General features: G+C 71.0%; 14 protein-coding genes. 8 read left to right on the top strand and 6 right to left on the bottom strand.

Annotation, left to right across the window (positions count from 1 at the left end):
- The first annotated feature begins 308 nt into the window (after positions 1 to 308).
- The 5 genes from OG858_RS28855 to OG858_RS28835 all read left to right on the top strand — a co-directional run bounded on the left by OG858_RS28855 (position 309) and on the right by OG858_RS28835 (position 6,254).
- Entirely contained in the window at positions 309 to 3,785 is a 3,477-nt protein-coding gene (locus tag OG858_RS28855) for a DNRLRE domain-containing protein (RefSeq protein WP_328544278.1), read from the top strand.
- 177 nt (positions 3,786 to 3,962) lie between these two features.
- Positions 3,963 to 4,373 carry a VOC family protein gene (locus OG858_RS28850; protein WP_086746507.1) on the top strand — a complete coding sequence of 137 codons (411 nt, stop codon included), beginning with the start codon at positions 3,963 to 3,965 and terminating at the stop codon, positions 4,371 to 4,373.
- An 85-nt stretch (positions 4,374 to 4,458) separates the two neighbouring features.
- Positions 4,459 to 4,866: a hypothetical protein gene (locus OG858_RS28845; protein ID WP_086746506.1), complete on the top strand. Its 408-nt coding sequence runs from the start codon at positions 4,459 to 4,461 to the stop codon at positions 4,864 to 4,866.
- Complete coding sequence (locus OG858_RS28840; protein WP_328544279.1) at positions 4,863 to 5,435, top strand: thiol-disulfide oxidoreductase DCC family protein; 573 nt, start codon at positions 4,863 to 4,865, stop codon at positions 5,433 to 5,435. The genes OG858_RS28845 and OG858_RS28840 overlap by 4 nt, the downstream gene beginning before the upstream one ends.
- Positions 5,436 to 5,453: 18 nt before the next feature.
- Positions 5,454 to 6,254 (top strand): TetR/AcrR family transcriptional regulator, encoded by an 801-nt coding sequence (locus tag OG858_RS28835; RefSeq protein ID WP_408059495.1) that lies wholly within the window; start codon positions 5,454 to 5,456, stop codon positions 6,252 to 6,254.
- Positions 6,255 to 6,464: 210 nt separating this feature from the next.
- Here the strand turns inward: OG858_RS28835 and OG858_RS28830 are convergent, their stop codons facing one another.
- From OG858_RS28830 to OG858_RS28820, 3 genes are all read right to left on the bottom strand, one after another.
- Entirely contained in the window at positions 6,465 to 8,018 is a 1,554-nt protein-coding gene (locus OG858_RS28830) for an ABC transporter substrate-binding protein (protein ID WP_328544280.1), read from the bottom strand.
- Positions 8,019 to 8,209: 191 nt separating this feature from the next.
- Positions 8,210 to 9,517, bottom strand: a complete 1,308-nt coding sequence (locus OG858_RS28825; RefSeq protein ID WP_319265933.1) for a metallophosphoesterase — start codon at positions 9,515 to 9,517, stop codon at positions 8,210 to 8,212.
- 16 nt (positions 9,518 to 9,533) lie between these two features.
- Positions 9,534 to 9,776 (bottom strand): SCO4848 family membrane protein, encoded by a 243-nt coding sequence (locus OG858_RS28820; RefSeq protein ID WP_046709675.1) that lies wholly within the window; start codon positions 9,774 to 9,776, stop codon positions 9,534 to 9,536.
- Positions 9,777 to 9,903: 127 nt separating this feature from the next.
- Between OG858_RS28820 and OG858_RS28815 the strand changes: the two genes are divergently transcribed.
- The gene (locus tag OG858_RS28815) at positions 9,904 to 11,196 is read left to right on the top strand and encodes a D-alanyl-D-alanine carboxypeptidase family protein (RefSeq protein WP_327724776.1); all 1,293 of its coding nucleotides are present in this window, start codon (positions 9,904 to 9,906) and stop codon (positions 11,194 to 11,196) included.
- Positions 11,197 to 11,299: 103 nt separating this feature from the next.
- Here OG858_RS28815 and OG858_RS28810 read toward each other — a convergent pair whose 3' ends face one another.
- From OG858_RS28810 to OG858_RS28800, 3 genes are all read right to left on the bottom strand, one after another.
- On the bottom strand, positions 11,300 to 12,169 hold the full coding sequence (locus tag OG858_RS28810; RefSeq protein WP_327726065.1) for a YihY/virulence factor BrkB family protein: 870 nt from the start codon (positions 12,167 to 12,169) through the stop codon (positions 11,300 to 11,302).
- Between the two features lie 748 nt (positions 12,170 to 12,917).
- Positions 12,918 to 13,859 carry a decaprenyl-phosphate phosphoribosyltransferase gene (locus OG858_RS28805; protein ID WP_328544281.1) on the bottom strand — a complete coding sequence of 314 codons (942 nt, stop codon included), beginning with the start codon at positions 13,857 to 13,859 and terminating at the stop codon, positions 12,918 to 12,920.
- Positions 13,852 to 14,394 carry a phosphatase PAP2 family protein gene (locus OG858_RS28800; protein ID WP_327744892.1) on the bottom strand — a complete coding sequence of 181 codons (543 nt, stop codon included), beginning with the start codon at positions 14,392 to 14,394 and terminating at the stop codon, positions 13,852 to 13,854. Before OG858_RS28800 ends, OG858_RS28805 begins: the two co-directional genes overlap by 8 nt.
- Before the next feature lie 143 nt (positions 14,395 to 14,537).
- Between OG858_RS28800 and OG858_RS28795 the strand changes: the two genes are divergently transcribed.
- Complete coding sequence (locus OG858_RS28795; RefSeq protein ID WP_327744890.1) at positions 14,538 to 15,995, top strand: FAD-binding oxidoreductase; 1,458 nt, start codon at positions 14,538 to 14,540, stop codon at positions 15,993 to 15,995.
- A gap of 97 nt (positions 15,996 to 16,092) precedes the next feature.
- Positions 16,093 to 16,848, top strand: a complete 756-nt coding sequence (locus OG858_RS28790) for a decaprenylphospho-beta-D-erythro-pentofuranosid-2-ulose 2-reductase (RefSeq protein ID WP_319265940.1) — start codon at positions 16,093 to 16,095, stop codon at positions 16,846 to 16,848.
- Positions 16,849 to 16,878: the final 30 nt, after the last annotated feature.

The raw sequence follows: 16,878 nt of genomic DNA, 5'->3' as shown, positions 1-16,878 counted from the left end.
TACCCGTGCTTTACCGGAAGCAGTGACTCGTCTGCGATCAACCGCGCAGTTCATGAGGACTTGCCGCAAACACCCATGAAATCAAGGCAGTTAGCTGCCGTTCTGCAGCATTTTGCCCCAAGAGGGGCCGCCACCGGAGCAGTTGCCGACAACCACGCACAACACTCTTTACGGTTCCCGCTGTTACTCGACTCATTCGGCGCCCCCCTTTGCGATGGGTGACGACAGCGCTCTCGTGAGCCATCATCGGCTGGCCCGGCCGAGCCCTGTCCCGCGCCGGTTCCACAGGGGGAAGGGGAATTCGCCCGATGACGCGCAAGGAGCGCAACGGGCGCCGCGTGCCCGGCGGACGGACCACCGCCGTCGTACTCACCGCGGCGCTCGCTGCCACCGGCATCACTTTCATCGGCCTCGGCCTGGACGAGCCGGGTCCGCACGGCAGGTCGGGCGGCGACCGGAGGGCGAAGCCGGTCACGGACGGCGCCGCGCTCGCGCGGGCCGCGAAGACCGGGAAGCCCGTCGAGGTCACGGCGCTGCGAACGGCACGGTCCACCACCTGGGCGCGGCCCGACGGCAGGATGGCCAAGAAGCTCTACTCCTCCCCGGTCCGGGCCAAGGTGGGCGGCGAGTGGAAGGACATCGACTACGACCTCCGCCGCACGGGGAACGGCTGGGAGCCGAAGGCCACCAACACCAGGATGGTGTTCTCGGCCGGCTCCGAGGGGACACGTGACGGCGAGGAGCGTGCCTCCCGATCCACCGTGCACCGGGTTTCCCTGCTCAAGGGCCTCACGACAGTCACCGCCGCCGACGCCAGCACCCTCGTCACCCTCACCGTCGACGGCCACGACATCCACCTCACCTGGCCCGGCCCGGTCCCCGCACCGATCGTCGACGGCTCGCGCGCCCTGTACCCGGAGATCTTCCCGGGTGCCGATCTGGTGCTGACGGCCGACGACGACGGCTTCGCGCAGTTGCTGGTCCTGAAGAACCGGCAGGCCGCGGCCGACCCGCGCGCCAAGCAGCTCACCTACGGCATCACCTCGGCGGACCTGTCGTTCCGGCTGAACCCGGTCACCGGCGTCCTCGCCGCCGAGGACGCGGACGGTGAAGAGGTCGCACTGTCGCCGACGCCGCTGATGTGGGACAGCAGCGGCGCCCCGGCGGTCACCGACGGCTCGGTCGGCGCCTCCGCGCAGCCCACCGACCCGGAGAGCCCCGACACCGACGACTCGTCCACCCCGACACCGGGCGACGACGAGAGCGCCACCGAGGAAGAACTCGTCGAGACGGACGAGCAGATCGACCCGGACCCCGAGGAACTCCCGGTGGGCACGGACGACCCCGCGCCCACTCCGTCGGACTCACCGCCTCCCTCCGCACCAGCCGAGCCGACGCCCGAGCCCTCGCAGTCCGGCTCGGCGGCCACCCTCAGCCTGCCCGGTCTCGACGGCCCCTCCCCCGACTCCCGCGGCGAGCTGGTCGAGACCGACCTGTCCGGAGGGAACTGGCTCCTCACTCCCGACCAGGACTTCCTCCGCGACCCGGCCACCACGTACCCGGTCTTCGTCGACCCGTCGGTCAAGAAGCATGTCCAGAACTGGACCACCGCCTACAGCCGACACCCCAACGCCACGTTCTACAACGGCAAGGGCTTCAACAAGGGCGGTACGCACGAGGCCCGGGTCGGCTTCGAGTCGGACACCTGGGGCACCTCGCGCTCCTACTTCAACATCGACTTCGACAAGGACCTCAAGGGCACGAAGATCGTGTCGGCGAAGCTGTACATGCTGGAGACGTACTCCTGGTCGTGCAGCCCCCGCTCGATGAGCGTGCATCTCACCGGCAAGGTCAGCGGGCGGACCAACTGGAGGAACGCGCCCAGGCTGCACGACGGCAACAAGATCACCACCAAGAGCTTCGCGCACGGCTACAAGTCCGGTTGCCGGGACGCCTGGGAAGGCTTCAACGTGCGTACGGCCGCCCAGAAGAAGGCCGACGACGGCCGGGACACCATCACGTTCGGGATGCGCGCCCGCGACGAGAACTCGCAGTACGCGTGGAAGAAATTCCAGGCCAACGGGGAGAACCCGCCCGTGCTCGAACTCGTCTACAACCGCAAGCCCACCGCTCCCACCTCCCTCGACCTCGGCCCCGACGCCAAATGCACCACCACTCAGCCGTACGTCCGGATGGGATCGGGAAGTCTGACCTTCACCGCCAAGGCGTCCGACAGGGACAAGAATCTCGAATTCCTCGACTTCGACCTGTGGCCGCACGGCAAATGGGCGTCGACGGGCGATCTGCTCGGCAAGACCGGCAAAGTGACCGTGGGCGGTGACAAGGACACCGCACTGAGGACGACCGACGAGTTCTCCACCAGCAAGCTGACCAACGGCACTCTTTACTCCTGGCGGGTGCGGGCCCGGGACGACGCGGGATCGTTCTCCCGGTTCTCCCCGGCCAAGACGCCGTGCCGCTTCGTCCTCGACACCGCCGCGCCGAAGCTGCCCAAGGTCGGTTCCACCGACTTCCCCAACGCCGACACCGACGAGAACGGCTTCGGCAGCGGCGCCGACGACTCGAAGTGGAGCACGAAGAAGTTCGGCACGGCGGGCACCTTCACCGTGCGCGCCCTCAACACGGACGTCGTGCGGTACGAGTACGGATTCAACTCGCCCAGCTACCCCTTTCATCTGGACCGGAAGGCCGGTGCCGCGACCACCGTCGGTGCCACGCTGACCAATGCCAAGCCGCCCACCGCAGGGCCCAACGTGCTGTACGTGCGAACCGTGGACGGCGCGGGCAACGTGTCACAGCCGACGAAGTACTTCTTCTACGTCTCCCCGCGCGACCAGGCCGACTCGCCCGGCGACTTCACCGGGGACAAGCTCCCGGACCTGATGGCCGTCACCGAGGAGGGCAACCTGTCCCTCTACCCGTCCCAGGCCACCAACGACCTCGACAAGGGCTCCGGTGACCTGGACTACTCGATGGCCGGTGCCTACCGGGCCAACCCCGACAAGGATCCGAACGGCGACGACCTGCCGCCGTACGCCGGCGCGCCCTCCGGACACTTCACGGGCGCACTGATCACCCACAACGGGGACATCTACGGCGGTGACGGCCTCCAGGACCTGGTGGTGCGTGTCGGCGGCAGGCTGTGGGTGTATCCCGGCGACGGCTACGGCGCCGTCAACATCGACAAGCGCGTGGAGATCCTGCTGCCCGAGGGGGCTCCCAGCCCTGCCTCACTGACGCAGATCGTCTCCACGGGTGACGCCACCGGCGACGGCCGTACCGACTTCTTCGCCACCGCGGGCGACGAACTCTGGGCTCTCACCGGCTACCACGGCGCCAGCATCGACCAGGCGATCCGGCTGTCGGCCTCCGCCTGGACCGAGCGCGACATCGTGACCGTCCTGGACATCACCGGGGACGGTGTGACGGACATGGTGTACCGCACGGACGAGCACGCCCAGCTGATGCTCCGTAAGGGCAAAGCGGCGAGCGGCGGCGGCACCGACCTGGACTCCCTGTCGTCCGGCGCCGACTCCTCCGGCGGCACCGATCTCGAATACGGCTCCGCCGGCTGGTCCGTCGCCAACGTCCCCCTGCTCATCGGAACGCCGGATGCCAACAAGGACGGCATCCCCGACATCTGGACCGTGCGTTCCGACGGCTCGGTCCGCTTCTACGCCGGCGGCAAGGCCGTCCTGTCGGGCTCGGGTACGGAGATCATCGCGCCCGCGAGTTACTGGAAGACCCGGATCGCTATCGGCTGACCGGAGCGCGGCTAGGGGGCCGACCGCGGAAACCCGCGGTCGGCCCCCTTTTCACGCCCAGGCCCATGTCCACGTACACGTCCACGCCCACGCCCACCGCCCTCCCGACGCCCCGACCGCACCATGCGCGTGCTGTCGCTCCCGCGACTACGTCGGCCGAGGCTCTAATCTGACGACATGTCAGACAATGAGTCGTACGAACTGCTCGGCTTCGACAACCTCCTCCTCCCCGTCGGCGACCTCGGCGAGGCCGTCTCCTTCTACGAGCGGGTCGGATTCGCCGTGACCTTCCGGCTGGACGAGGCCGGGATCGCGGGGCTGAAGGTGGGCAAGGAGACGCCCGGGCTGCTGCTTCGCGTCGAGGACGAGTTGCCGCACCGACCGCCCCTGTGGGGGGCGGCGCGGGTGTGGCTGGAGGTGCGCGACGCGCGGGCCGCGGCACGGGCACTCGCCGCGGCGGGGGTGGCGCCGCTCGACGCACCGTTCTCGGTCGCCACCGGGTGGACCGTCGAGTTCGCGGATCCCTGGGGGAACGTCGTCGGGTTCACGGACTACACCAAGCGGCCGGAGCTGGCCCGCACCGGATGACAGCTTGAACGTGTTCAAAAACAGGGCTACAGTCTCTCCCAGAACGTTTTGAACGCGTTCAAGTAAGCCGGGAAGGGGTGGGGACATGGACCTCACGGTCGTCGCGTATGTCGTCTATTTGCTGGTCAGCGTGGGGCTGACGGTGTGGGTGGCGCGGACGTTGAGCAGTAACGGGCGGATCTTCCTCTCGGATGTGCTGCAGGGGAACGAGAAGCTCGCGGACGCGGTGAACCACCTGCTGGTGGTCGGGTTCTACCTTGTGAACCTGGGCTTCGTGGCGCTGTATCTGAACGCGGAGAACGCCATCACCAGCCCGCGTGCGGTGTTCGAGGCGGTGTCGGCGAAGCTCGGCGTGGTGCTGCTCGTGCTCGGAGCACTGCACCTGGGGAACGTGTTCGTGCTGAACAAGTTCCGGCGGCGGGGGATCATGGAGCGGGAGCCGGTACCGCCGGTACCGCCGCAGGGCTGGGTCACTCCGACGGGGCGGGCATGACCACCACGGCCGAGACGGCCACCGGGGACCGGGGCGCCGAGCGCGTCCCGGTTCGCGGGCGCGTCCCGGTTCGCGGGCTCACCGTGCTGTACGACGCCCGGTGCGGGTTGTGCACCTTTCTTCGGGAGTGGCTGGGCAGGCAGCGGCAGTTGGTGCCGCTGGGGTTCGTGGCGGCGGGGTCGGAGGAGGCTCGGCGGCTGTTCCCGTCGCTCGACCACGGGACGACGCTGGAGGAGATCACGATCGTGGGGGACGGCGGACAGGTGTACCGGGGGACCGCCGCCTGGATCGTGTGTCTGTGGGCGCTGCGTGAGCAGCGTCCGCTCGCACACCGGCTCAGCACCCCGGCGGGAGCCCGGCTCGCACGCGGTGCCGTGCTCGCCGCCGCGAAGTGGCGGGGCGCCCACCGGCAGGCCGGCGGGGTCGGCACGGGCGGCGGGGTCGGCACGGGCGGCGGGGCCGCCACGGGTGGCGGCGCAGCGCTGGAGGGGTGGACATACGACCGCGGGTACGGGTGGGTGTACCGCCCTGCCGGCTGCTGCGACACCGGTACCTGCACGACTCGTTAGGCTCTGCCCGTGCCCGCACTGAACGACAACCCCAGCCCAGAGCCCGGCGCCGACAAGCCCGACGCGGGGGCCGTCGGCCCCAGGGACGGCGCGGAGCAGCCCGGCCCCAAGGGCTCCGCCAAGTCCGAGCAGACCCGCGCACTGATCCTGGAGACCGCGCTGCGGCTCTTCCAGGAGCGCGGGTACGACAAGACGACGATGCGGGCCATCGCGCAGGAGGCCGGGGTCTCCGTCGGGAACGCGTACTACTACTTCGCCGGCAAGGAGCACCTCATCCAGGGGTTCTACGACCGGATCGGCGCGGAGCACGTGGCGGCGGTACGGCCGGTGCTGGAGCGGGAGAAGGACCTGGAGGCGCGGATCGCCGGGGTGCTGAAGACCTGGCTGGACGTGGCGGAGCCGTACCACGAGTTCGCGGCGCAGTTCTTCAAGAACGCCGCCGATCCGGAGAGCCCGCTCAGCCCCTTCTCCCCCGAGTCGCAGGGGCCGCGCGAGGAGTCCATCGCCATCCATCGCGAGGTCCTCGCCGGGTCCAAGGCCAAGGTCCCGGACGAACTCCGCGAAGTCCTGCCCGAGTTGATGTGGCTCTCCCAGATGGGGCTCGTCATGTACTGGGTCTTCGACCGGACGGAGGGACGCGAGCGCAGCTACCGGTTCGCCGAGCGGGGGGCCCGGCTGACGACCCGGGGCGTCTCGCTGGCCCGGTTCCGGGTGCTGCGGCCGCTGGCCCGCGAGGTGCACGAGCTCTTCACGGACTTCCTGCCGGGGATGACTAAGGGGCAGCCGGAGCCGGGGGGCGAGGGGCGGGCGGCGGAGTGATCACTGTCGGGTGAGCGGGTTCGTGGAACGCCTTCCGGGACACCGCGTCGAGATGACGGGAGGCACGATCGTCGTGACGCCGCCCGCCGACTTCACGCCTGCCCGACCACGGGCACGGAGGCTACCCGCCCCTGGACGAGAGGCCGTCCGTCATGTCCATCGCCCTCTCCTCCGCCCTCTCCATTGCCGCATCTCTTCCCGCATCCATGGTCATATCCATTCCAGCCGCCACAGCCGAAATACCCCGGTCCCGTCGGACAGGTACTGCGCCCCGCCGACCTCCTCACTGCTGAGCACGTACTCCTTGCGCTGCCACAGCGGAATCATCGGCACGTCCTGGGCCACGACCTCCTGCAGCTCCTTGAAGTCCGGCGCGGCCCGGCTGCGGTCCGCGTAGCGCTGGCTGTCCTGGATGAGCCGGTCGGCCTGCTCGCTGCTGTAGCCGTTGTTCAGGGAGCCGCCGGTGCCGACCAGGGGCCCGCTGAAGGTGTCGGGGTCGGGGTAGTCGGCCACCCAGCCCACCCCGTACGCGTCCAGCTTGCCCTCGGCGTACCGCTTCTGGAAGGCGGTCCACTCGTACGCCTTGGTCGTCACGTAGAACAGCCCGCTCGCCTCCAGTTGCTGCTTCAGCTCGGCGGCCTCGGCGGCGGACGAGCCGCGGCCCTCGGCGTAGCCGTAGGTGAAACGCACGGGCATGCCGACGCCGGCCTCGTCGAGGAGTTTGCGGGCCCGCTGCGGGTCGGGCTGGGGGTTCGCGTCGAAGAACGAGGTGGTGTGGCCCGTGATGCCGGCCGGGATGAGCGAGTAGAGCGGGTCGGTGGTGCCCTGGTAGACGTCGGCGACCAGCTTCTCGCGGTTGATGAGCGCGGCCAGCGCCTGCCGTACCCGGCGGTCGCGGAAGGGTGAGTTCACCCGCATGTTGAGGACGAGGTTGCGGGTCTCGGTGCTGTCGGCCTCGGTGACCCGCTGGTCGGGATCACTGGACGACAGCCCGGCGAGCGTCGCGGGCGGCAGCGTGCGCGTGACGACGTCGACCCGCCGCGCCTTCCACGCCTTCTGCAGCGCCGCCGAGTCCTTGTAGTAGCGCATGAGGACGGGGCTGCCGGTGGACCGCGCGACGCCCTGGTAGTCGCCGTTGGGTGTGAGGCGGGCCTGCTCGTTCGTGAACGAGGTCAGGGAGTAGGGGCCGGTGCCGTCGGCGCCGCCGTCCGTGCGCAGCCGGCTCGTCGGGTACTTCGTGCGGTCGACGATCGACCCGGCGCCGGTGGCCACCTTGAAGGGGAAGGTGGCGTCCGGCGAGGAGAGGCGGAAGTCGACCGACAGCCCGTTCGCGGTGACCGACTGGAGGGCGTCGAGGAGCGCGGTGGGGCCGACGTCCGAGCTGATGCGCTTGACCCGGTCGAAGGAGTACTTGACGTCCTTGCCGGTGACCTCGCGTCCGCTGGGGAACTTCAGGCCCTGGCGCAGGGTGCAGCGGTAGACGGTGAGGGCCTTACCGACGAACCCACAGCTCCGCGCGGCGTCCGGCACAGGTTCGGCGCCGCCCGGTTCGAAGGTCAGCAGAGACTGGAACACACTGCTGAACATGGCCCAGGAGCCTGCGTCGTAGGCGCCGGCCGGGTCGAGCGAGGTGACCGTGTCGGTCGTTCCGACGGTGATCGTCCTGTTCTCGTCCAGCTGGGCCGGCAGCAACTGCCAGCCGCCGATCGCCGCGACCGCCACTACCAGCAGCGACGCGAGAATCCGCAACCGAACCGACCGCATCGGAGCCCCTCCCAAGAACCCCACCCGGTTCACTGGGCACAGTGGTTCCGCGGTGGCGCGGATCACCTAATCACAGTCGGCTGTGTTGACGGAAGACGGGTTTTGTTGAGTTGGGACAGAAAGCAGTAAGCGCCTTGCCCATACGTTTCAGAATGCTCAAGAAACGGTTGGGAAAGGGGTCTGACGCCCCGTCAAGCCTGTTTCGACGCCAATTGCACCACCGTGATGTCCGACGGCGCCCCGACCCGCACCGGCGGCCCCCACGCGCCCGCGCCCCGGCTGACGTAGAGCTGGGTGTCGCCGTAGCGCTCCAGGCCCGCGAGGGTGGGGTTGGCCGCTTCGGCGACATACGTCATCGGCCACATCTGGCCGCCGTGGGTGTGCCCGGAGAGCTGGAGGTCGACGCCGTGGTCGACGGCGTCGTGGATCTGGACGGGCTGATGCGCCATCAGCACCACGGCCCGCGAGGTGTCCCGGTCGCCGAGCGCCTTGGCGAAGTCGGGCCCCTGGCCCTCGTCCTCACCCGCGATGTCGTTCACCCCGGCGAGATCGAGATACGGCAGCTCGCGACGGGCGTTCTCCAGCGGGGTGAGGCCCAGCCGGCGCACTTCCTCGACCCACTGCTCGGCGCCGGAGATGTACTCGTGGTTGCCGGTGACGAAGTAGCTGCCGTGCCGCGCCTTCAGCCCGGCGAGCGGCGCCGCCGCCGGGCCGAGGTCCGCCACATCGCCGTCGACCAGGTCACCGACCACCGCGATCAGGTCGGGCTGCGTCGAGTTGATCGTGTCGACGACCTTCTGCGCGAAGCCCCGGCCCAGCATCGGCGAGAGGTGGATGTCGCTGACCACCGCGATCCGGAAACCGTGGGCCGCGCGCGGGAGTTTCGCCAGCGGCACGGTGACCCGCTTGAGCCTGGGGCCGCGTACGACGCCGTAGGTGCCGTAGCCGACGGTGCCGACGGCCGCGGCGGCGACGGCCCCGCCGACGACACGGGAGACGAAGAGTCGGCGGGAGGGTTCGGTCGAGGCCGCCGGGGCGGGCGGGGCCGGGGGTTCCGTCGCGGTGGGCGGTGTCGGCTGTCCGGGCTCGGCGGCCTCCGTGGGCTGCGCCCCCGCCGGCACCGGCTGGGGTTCGGGCTCGCGCACCAACGGCTCCGGCTGCAGCGCGGGCTCCGGGTCGCGTCGCGCCACCAGACGGCTCACGAGGGGCCGTACGAGCTCCCCCGCCACAAGGGCCAGCAGCAGGTACAGCGACAGGGCGAGCCACATGAAGCCCGGCCAGGTCAGTGTCTGCTGCAGCCAGAAGGGGGCACCGCCGCGCTCGGCCGCGAAGCCGGCGAACATCAGCACCGGCCCGGCGATGAACACCACCGTGCCCACGCGTCTGGCGAGACCCGGCCCGCGTGTCGTGTCGCGCACCAGCCGACGCCACGCGTACCAGTGCAGCGCCCCGAAGGCGCCCAGCACCAGCAGGGCGACGAGGACAAAGACAACGATCATCACGTCGTACTCCCGGTCACACGGTCCGGCGAAGGGCGCGCACTCCACGCAACCCGATGACCCCGATGGCCGTCCCAAGGGCAAAGGAGACGACGGCGAGCGTCAGATGCACCCAGAAGTACGCCGTCGGATCACCCGCGTCGTCGAACGCGAGCCCGCTGCCGTCCTTCCACAGATTCTTGATGAAAGTGATCCAGATGACCCAGCTCCACACCCCGAAGGCGAGCAGGAACCAGGAGAGGGGGCGGCTGAGCTTCATGTGTTCAGTATCGCCGTCGGCCGCCGGGTCCTCGCGCCGGGGTGCGAGCGGGGGCGTGAACAGGAGAGAGGAAGCCATGGCGCGCTCCGGTGGGATTTACCGGTCGGAGCCATGTACTTTCTCGATCGTGCCCGCCTCCAAGAAGACCGCCAGGCGCTCCCTGCTGGTCACCTCAGCCACCCTGCTGTCCCTCTCGCTGACTTCGCTGTCGACGCTGACGGCCGCCCCGGCCTTCGCGGCGAAGCCGTCACCGAGCCCGAGTGTCACTCCGTCCGCGACTCCCCCGGCGACCATGTCGACCGTCGGCGGCGAGCTGTTGGGCAAGTCGGGTACCCAGGCCACCCTCGGCGGCGACGCGCCCGTCCTGCCCAAGGGCATCAGCGCGCGCTCCTGGATCGTCGCGGACGCCGATACGGGCGAGGTGCTGGCCGCGCACAACGCGCACTGGCGGCTGGCCCCGGCGAGCACGCTGAAGATGCTGTTCGCGGACACGCTGCTGCCGAAGTTCGACAAGGACGACGAGCGCAAGGTCGCCCCGGCCGACCTGGCGGGCGTCGGCGCGGGCTCCAGCATGGTCGGCATAAAGGAGGACGAGACGTACACCGTCAACGATCTCTGGCTCGGTGTCTTCCTTCGCTCCGGCAACGACGCGGTGCACGTCCTGTCGGCCATGAACGGCGGGGTGAAACAGACCGTGGCGGACATGAACGCGCACGCCGAGGAGCTCCAGGCCCTCGACACCCACGTGGTCAGCCCGGACGGCTACGACGCCAAGGGGCAGGTGTCGTCCGCGTACGACCTGACCCTGATCGCCATGTCGGGGCTGCGGAATGAGGACTTCCGGAAGTACTGCTCCACCGTGCGGGCGAAGTTCCCAGGCGAGACCAAGAAGGGCAAGAACGGCAAGAAGAGCCGTTCGTCCTTCGAGATCCAGAACACCAACCGGCTGCTCACCGGGGACAGCGGTCTCGACTCCTACCAGGGCATCGCGGGTGTGAAGAACGGCAACACCACGAACGCGGGCGCGACCTTCACCGGGGTCGCCCAGCGGGGCGACCGGGCCCTCCTCGTCACCGTCATGCACCCGGAGAAGAACGAGCACAACCAGGTCTACAAGGAGACCGCGAGCCTCCTCGACTGGGGGTTCAAGGCGGCGGGCAAGGTGACGCCGGTGGGGGAGTTGGTGTCGCCGAAGAGTGCGGAGACCCCCGGTGGGGATACCGAGCCGAGTGCGCAGGCGGGGGCCACCGCGTCGCCGTCGGCCCCCGGTGGGGCGGGCGGGAAGTCGGTTGCCGCGAGTGCCTCCGGTGGGGGCGGCGGGGTCGGGGTCGCGCTGGGGATCATGGGGGGCGTGTTGGTGTTGCTGGCCGGTGCGGTGTTTCTGGTGAATCGGAAGTGGCCTCTGCAGGGGCGGAAGTAGGCGGGGCGGGGAGCGTCTGCCTGGTTGATGGCGGATGCGGGGTGCGGGGTGCGGGTCCGTCGTAGTGGCGGGATGACACTTCCTCTCGCTGTTTCCCGCGCCCCTAGGTGTCGTCGCCCAGCGGCTCCTTGCTGCCCTCCGCCGTCCAGGCGGCGCAGTACAGCAGGAGCTTGGTGGTGAAGTTGATCCAGAGGAGCAGGGCGATGGGGACGCCGAAGGCGCCGTACATGCTCTTCGAGGCGATGCCCTGCATGTAGCCGCTGAGGAGGAGCTTGAGCAGTTCGAAGCCCACGGCTCCTATGAGGGCGGCCACGACGAGGCGGCGGCGGGGTGGCTGGACACCGGGGAGCAGGGTGAGGACGTAGAGGAGGAGCAGGAAGCCGGCCAGGACGGCGACGGCGAACGCGGCGCCGCGCAGGAGGATGCCGCCCCAGCCGTCGCGGTCGATGCCGAGCTGATCGGCGAACCCGCCGACGGCCCAGGAGGCGGCGGTGGAGGCGGCCAGAGAGACGAGGACCGCGCCGCCGAGGCCGACCAGGACGCCCGTGTCCTTGGCCTTGGCGAGGACGGGGTTCTCGTCGGGGTCGGGCTTCTCCCAGACCGCGCGCAGACAGCCGCGCATCTCGCCGACCCAGCCGATGCCGGTGAGGAGCAGCAGCGCGCCGGCGATGATCCCGACCGTGCCGGCGTTGTCGACGAGGCCGGCGATGTCGAGCTGGTCGGAGATGCCGGGCACCTGCTCGGCGAGCCGGTCCTCCAGGTCCTGCTGCCTGTCCTTGCCGAGGGTCGCCGCGGCGACGGCGGCGGCCACGGTGATCAGCGGGAACAGCGCCAGGAAGCTGATGAAGGTCATCGCCGCGGCCAGCCGGGTCCACTTCACCCGGTCCAGCCGTTCGTACGACCGCCACGCGTGCGTGGTCATCAGACGCTCGACCAGGGGGCCGACCCCGGGGAGCCTTTTCAGCCAGTCCATGATCCGAACTCTGCCCCACTCGTCGGCGACCGATGCCGGGTACCCCCGTACCGGCCCGGAAGCCGACCCGAGGCTGGCTTCTCCGGTGTGACCGAGCCCTTCCATGTCACCGGGGTCCGGGAGTCGTACGGCCCAATCCCCGCCTCGTGGGCGGAACTCGTCGAGAACCCCGCGGAGTTGCCCGTTGCCCCGCGCATGCCGACCGCGTTCGCCGAAGAAGTGCGGGCGGGCGGCCTCGGCCGGGTCACGGACCCGGGCTGCGGCCCGGAAGGGCCACGGCGTGCCCGGCGTGCCCGGCGTGCCCGGCGTGTCTCCTTCGGCGTCGATCTGCCCCCGCACGTGGTCGCGTCGGCGCGGCACGTCCACCCGCGCCTGACATCACCGTGGGCTCGATGACCGCGCAGCCGATCCGGGACGGCGCGCTCGGCGGCATCCCGGCCTCCTGCTCCACCCGGCCACACGCCGCCGGAGCTGCTTCCTGTCGTGTTCGCCGGTTCCGCCGGCACCTCGCACCCGGCACCCGGCAACCGGCAACCGGATGCCCGGGTGCCGGGGGCCGGTTGCCGGGTGCTGATGGCGGGCCCATGTGGGCGACGGCGAGTGCCCTCGGCCGACGCGGCCGTACCGCGGCCACTGCAGGAGACCGGCGAGAGAACCGGGAGGGCGGTTGCCGCCTCTCGGGCCCGGAAGCCCGAACACCCTGCCCCGATCGGCCGAACACCCTGCGACGGCGCCCTGGCCGGCCGCGTCACCAGTCCGCCACCGCCAGCCCGTACATCGTCAGCCACACCACCGCGATGACGGTGAGCGCGCGGTCGTGCAGGACGACGTCCTCGGGCTCGCCCGCCGTGCCCCGGTCGGCGAAGACGGCGTAGCGCAGGACGGCCAGGACGAAGGCGACCATGGAGAGTTGGCGCCAGGGCAGGATGCCCGTGGTCGGTACGCCGCCTTCCTCCAGGGCCCAGAAGCAGTAGCCGAGCACGGCGACGCCCGCGGCCAGCTGCCAGACGAAGCGCAGGTATCCGGGCGTGTACTCGGCGAGCAGCGCCCGGGTCGCGCCGGCCCGGTCGGCCAGCTGCACGGCCTCCGAGTACCGCTTGGCCGCGACCATGAACAGCGCGCCGAACCCGGTGGTGATCAGGAACCAGCGCGACAGCGGGATACCCAGCGCCAGCCCGCCGATCATCGCCCGCATCAGGAACCCGGTGGTGACGACCGCCAGATCGACGACCAGTACGTGCTTGAGGCTGAGGCAGTAGGCGAGTTGGAGTCCGAGGTACGCGGTCAGCAGCGCGGAGGTGTGCGGGGAGCAGAGCCACGCGGCGGCCAAGGGCGCGAGCACGGCCAGGGCGCCCCCGACGCCGTACGCGACCGCTACGGGAACCTGTCCGGCGGCGACCGGGCGGTGGCGCTTGACCGGGTGCGCGCGGTCCGCCTCGGCGTCCCGGGCGTCGTTGACGAGGTACACGGCGGCGGCGCAGGCCGTGAAGAGGGCGAAGACGAGGGGGAGTTGGGTGAGCGCCCGGGTGGTGAAGAGCTCCCCCGCGGCCGCGGGCGCGGCGACGACCAGGGTGTTCTTGATCCATTGGCGGGGGCGGGCGGTGCGGAGGAGGCCGAGGGCGAGACCGGCTCTCGGGGGCGCCTGCCCGGGGGCCGGCCACCGCTCCAGGACCGCCGTGCGCTCAGCCATGGCCGTTCACCACCCAGCGTGCGCCGAGCCGCGCCGTGAGCGCCCCGAGGGCCACACCCGCCGCCACGTCCGACGGGTAGTGCACGCCGACGACCAGTCGGGAGAGACACATCGCGGCGGCGAGCGGCGCGGCGGCGGCGAGCACGAGCGGGGCGCCCGAGGCCCCGTGGGCCACCACGACCACCGCCGCTGCCGCCGAACTCGCGTGCGAGCTGGGGAAGGAGTGCCGTCCGGCCGTGCGGACCAGGGGTTCGACATGTGCGGGGCGGGGCCGTCGTACGACTCTTTTGACACCCATGCTGGCCAGGTGCGCCCCGGCGGTCAGCGCCGTGCCGCGCAGCCATGCTCCGCGCCGCTCCCGGTCGGCGGCGGCGCCCGTGAGCCCGGCCGCGAGCCACAGCAGGCCGTGCTCCCCGGCCCAGGACAGTCCACGCGCGGCGCCCGCGACGCGCGGGTCCGCGCCACGGGCGTGGAGCACGGAGAGCAACCGCCGGTCCAGGCCGCGCACGCCGTCGACGACGTCAACTTCATCCATGCGATGTCACTCTTCTAGGCGGCAGCCCGAGAGCTGCGGCAATCTAGAACGACATCCCATTAATCACCCATTTCGGTGAGGCGGCAGAGCGGCCGGGCCGACGCGCCCGATTCCTTCGCATACGCGGCGATACGGTCGCGAGCATGCCAGCCGACGCCACCGCAGCCCCTCCGGCTCCCGAACCCCCGAGCCCCGGCCGCGCCGTTCCCGTCACCGGCTGGGGCCGCACCGCCCCGACCGCGGCCCGACTGCTCCGCCCGCGTACGTACGACGAGGCCGCGGCCGTCGTACGGGCGTGCGGGGCGCGCGGCGGGATCGCCCGGGGGCTGGGGCGGGCGTACGGGGACGCGGCACAGAACGCGGGCGGGACCGTCCTCGACATGACGGGGCTCGACCGGGTGCACGCCATCGACGCGGAGGGCGGCACGGTCCTGTGCGACGCGGGCGTCTCGCTGCACCGGCTGATGCAGGTGCTGCTCCCCCTGGGCTGGTTCGTTCCGGTGACCCCCGGGACCCGCCAGGTGACCGTCGGCGGCGCCGTCGCGGCCGACATCCACGGCAAGAACCACCACGTCTCCGGGTCGTTCGCCCGACACGTCCTGTCCCTCGAACTGCTGACGGCGGACGGCGAGATCCGTACGGCCGTCCCCGGCACCCCCCTCTTCGACGCCACCGCCGGCGGCATGGGCCTGACCGGCGTCATCCTCACCGCGACCGTACGGCTCCTGCCCGTGGAGACGTCCTGGATGTCCGTCGACACCGAACGCGCCCGCGACCTCGACGACCTCCTCGCCCGCCTCACGGCCACCGACCACCACTACCGCTACTCCGTCGCCTGGATCGACCTGCTCGCCCGGGGCGCGTCGACGGGCCGCGCGGTCCTCACCCGCGGCGACCACGCGCCCCTGGCAGCGCTGGAGCCGCCGAGATCGCCCTCCACGCGCGCGCGTGGACGGCACTTCCCGCGCAGGGGCGCACTCCGGCGAGACGCACCGACCAGTCCATTGGAATTCCGCACCCACCGGCTCCCGGCCGCCCCCGCCTTCGTCCCGGAAGGCCTCCTCGGCCGTACGACCGTGGGCCTCTTCAACGAGTTCTGGTACCGCCGGGCCCCCCACGCCCGCACCGGCGAACTGCAGCGGATCTCCGCCTTCTTCCACCCCCTCGACGGGGTCCCGCACTGGAACCGGATCTACGGCCGGTCCGGTTTTGTCCAGTACCAGTTCGTCGTCGGGTACGGCCACGAGGAGGCCCTTCGCCGGGTCGTGGACCGGATCTCGGCGCGCCGCTGCTCCTCGTTCCTCGCCGTCCTGAAGCGGTTCGGCGAGGGCGACCCCGGCTGGCTGTCCTTCCCGATGCCCGGCTGGACCCTCGCCCTGGACATCCCGGCGGGCCTGCCCGGCCTCGGCGCCTTCCTGGACACGCTCGACGAGGAGGTCGCGGCCGCCGCCGGGCGCGTCTACCTGGCGAAGGACGCCCGTCTGCGCCCCGAACTACTGGCCGCGATGTACCCCCGGCTGCCCGAGTTCCGCGCACTGAGGCGGGAGTTGGACCCGGGCGGGGTCTTCGTGTCGGACCTGGCCCGCCGCCTGGGGCTGTAGAGACACCCGCGACAACCGGCTGAAGACGGACGGAACCCCGGCCGCAGACCGGCGGAAGCCCCCGAAAACCCCCCTGTCCCCACACCCAGGAGCTGTCATGAAGGACGCCTTCGGCACCCCCCAGTCCCTGCTGATCCTCGGCGGTACGTCGGACATCGCGCTGGCCACGGCACGCCGTCTGATCGCCCGCCGCACCCGCACGGTGTGGCTGGCGGGGCGCCCCTCGCAGGAACTGGAGAACGCGGCCGTCCACCTGCGTGGACTCGGCGCGGAGACCCACACCATCACCTTCGACGCGCTCGACCCCGAGTCCCACGAGGCGATCCTCGGCAAGGTCTTCGCCGAGGGCGACATCGACATGGTCCTCCTCGCCTTCGGCGTACTCGGCGACCAGGCGAACGACGAACGCGACCCGGTGGCCGCCGCGCGCGTCGCCCAGACCAACTACACGGGCGCCGTCTCGTCCGCCCTGGTCTGCGGGCGCGCCCTCCAGGCACAGGGCCACGGCTCCCTCGTCGTCCTGTCCTCCGTCGCCGCCGAGCGCGCCCGCCGCTCCAACTTCATCTACGGCTCCAGCAAGGCCGGCCTCGACACCTTCACCCAGGGCCTCGGCGACGCCCTGCACGGCACCGGCGCCCACGTCATGCTCGTCCGCCCCGGCTTCGTCCGCACGAGCATGACGGCGGGCCGGCCGGAGTCCCCCCTCGCGACGACCCCGGAGGCGGTGGCCGCCGCCATCGAACTGGGGTTGCGAAGGCGCTCGGAGACGGTCTGGGTCCCGGGTTCGCTGCGTCTGGTGATGGCAGCCCTGAGGCATGTACCGAGGGCGGTGTTCCGCCGCCTGCCGCTCTAAGAGGGCGGGGCACCTCGCTTTTCGGGGGCG

The organism is Streptomyces europaeiscabiei, assembly GCF_036346855.1.
GTDB classification, from domain to species: domain Bacteria; phylum Actinomycetota; class Actinomycetes; order Streptomycetales; family Streptomycetaceae; genus Streptomyces; species Streptomyces europaeiscabiei.
The sequence above is the reverse complement of the archived record's forward strand: the minus strand, read 5'-3'. Positions and strand labels throughout refer to the sequence as shown.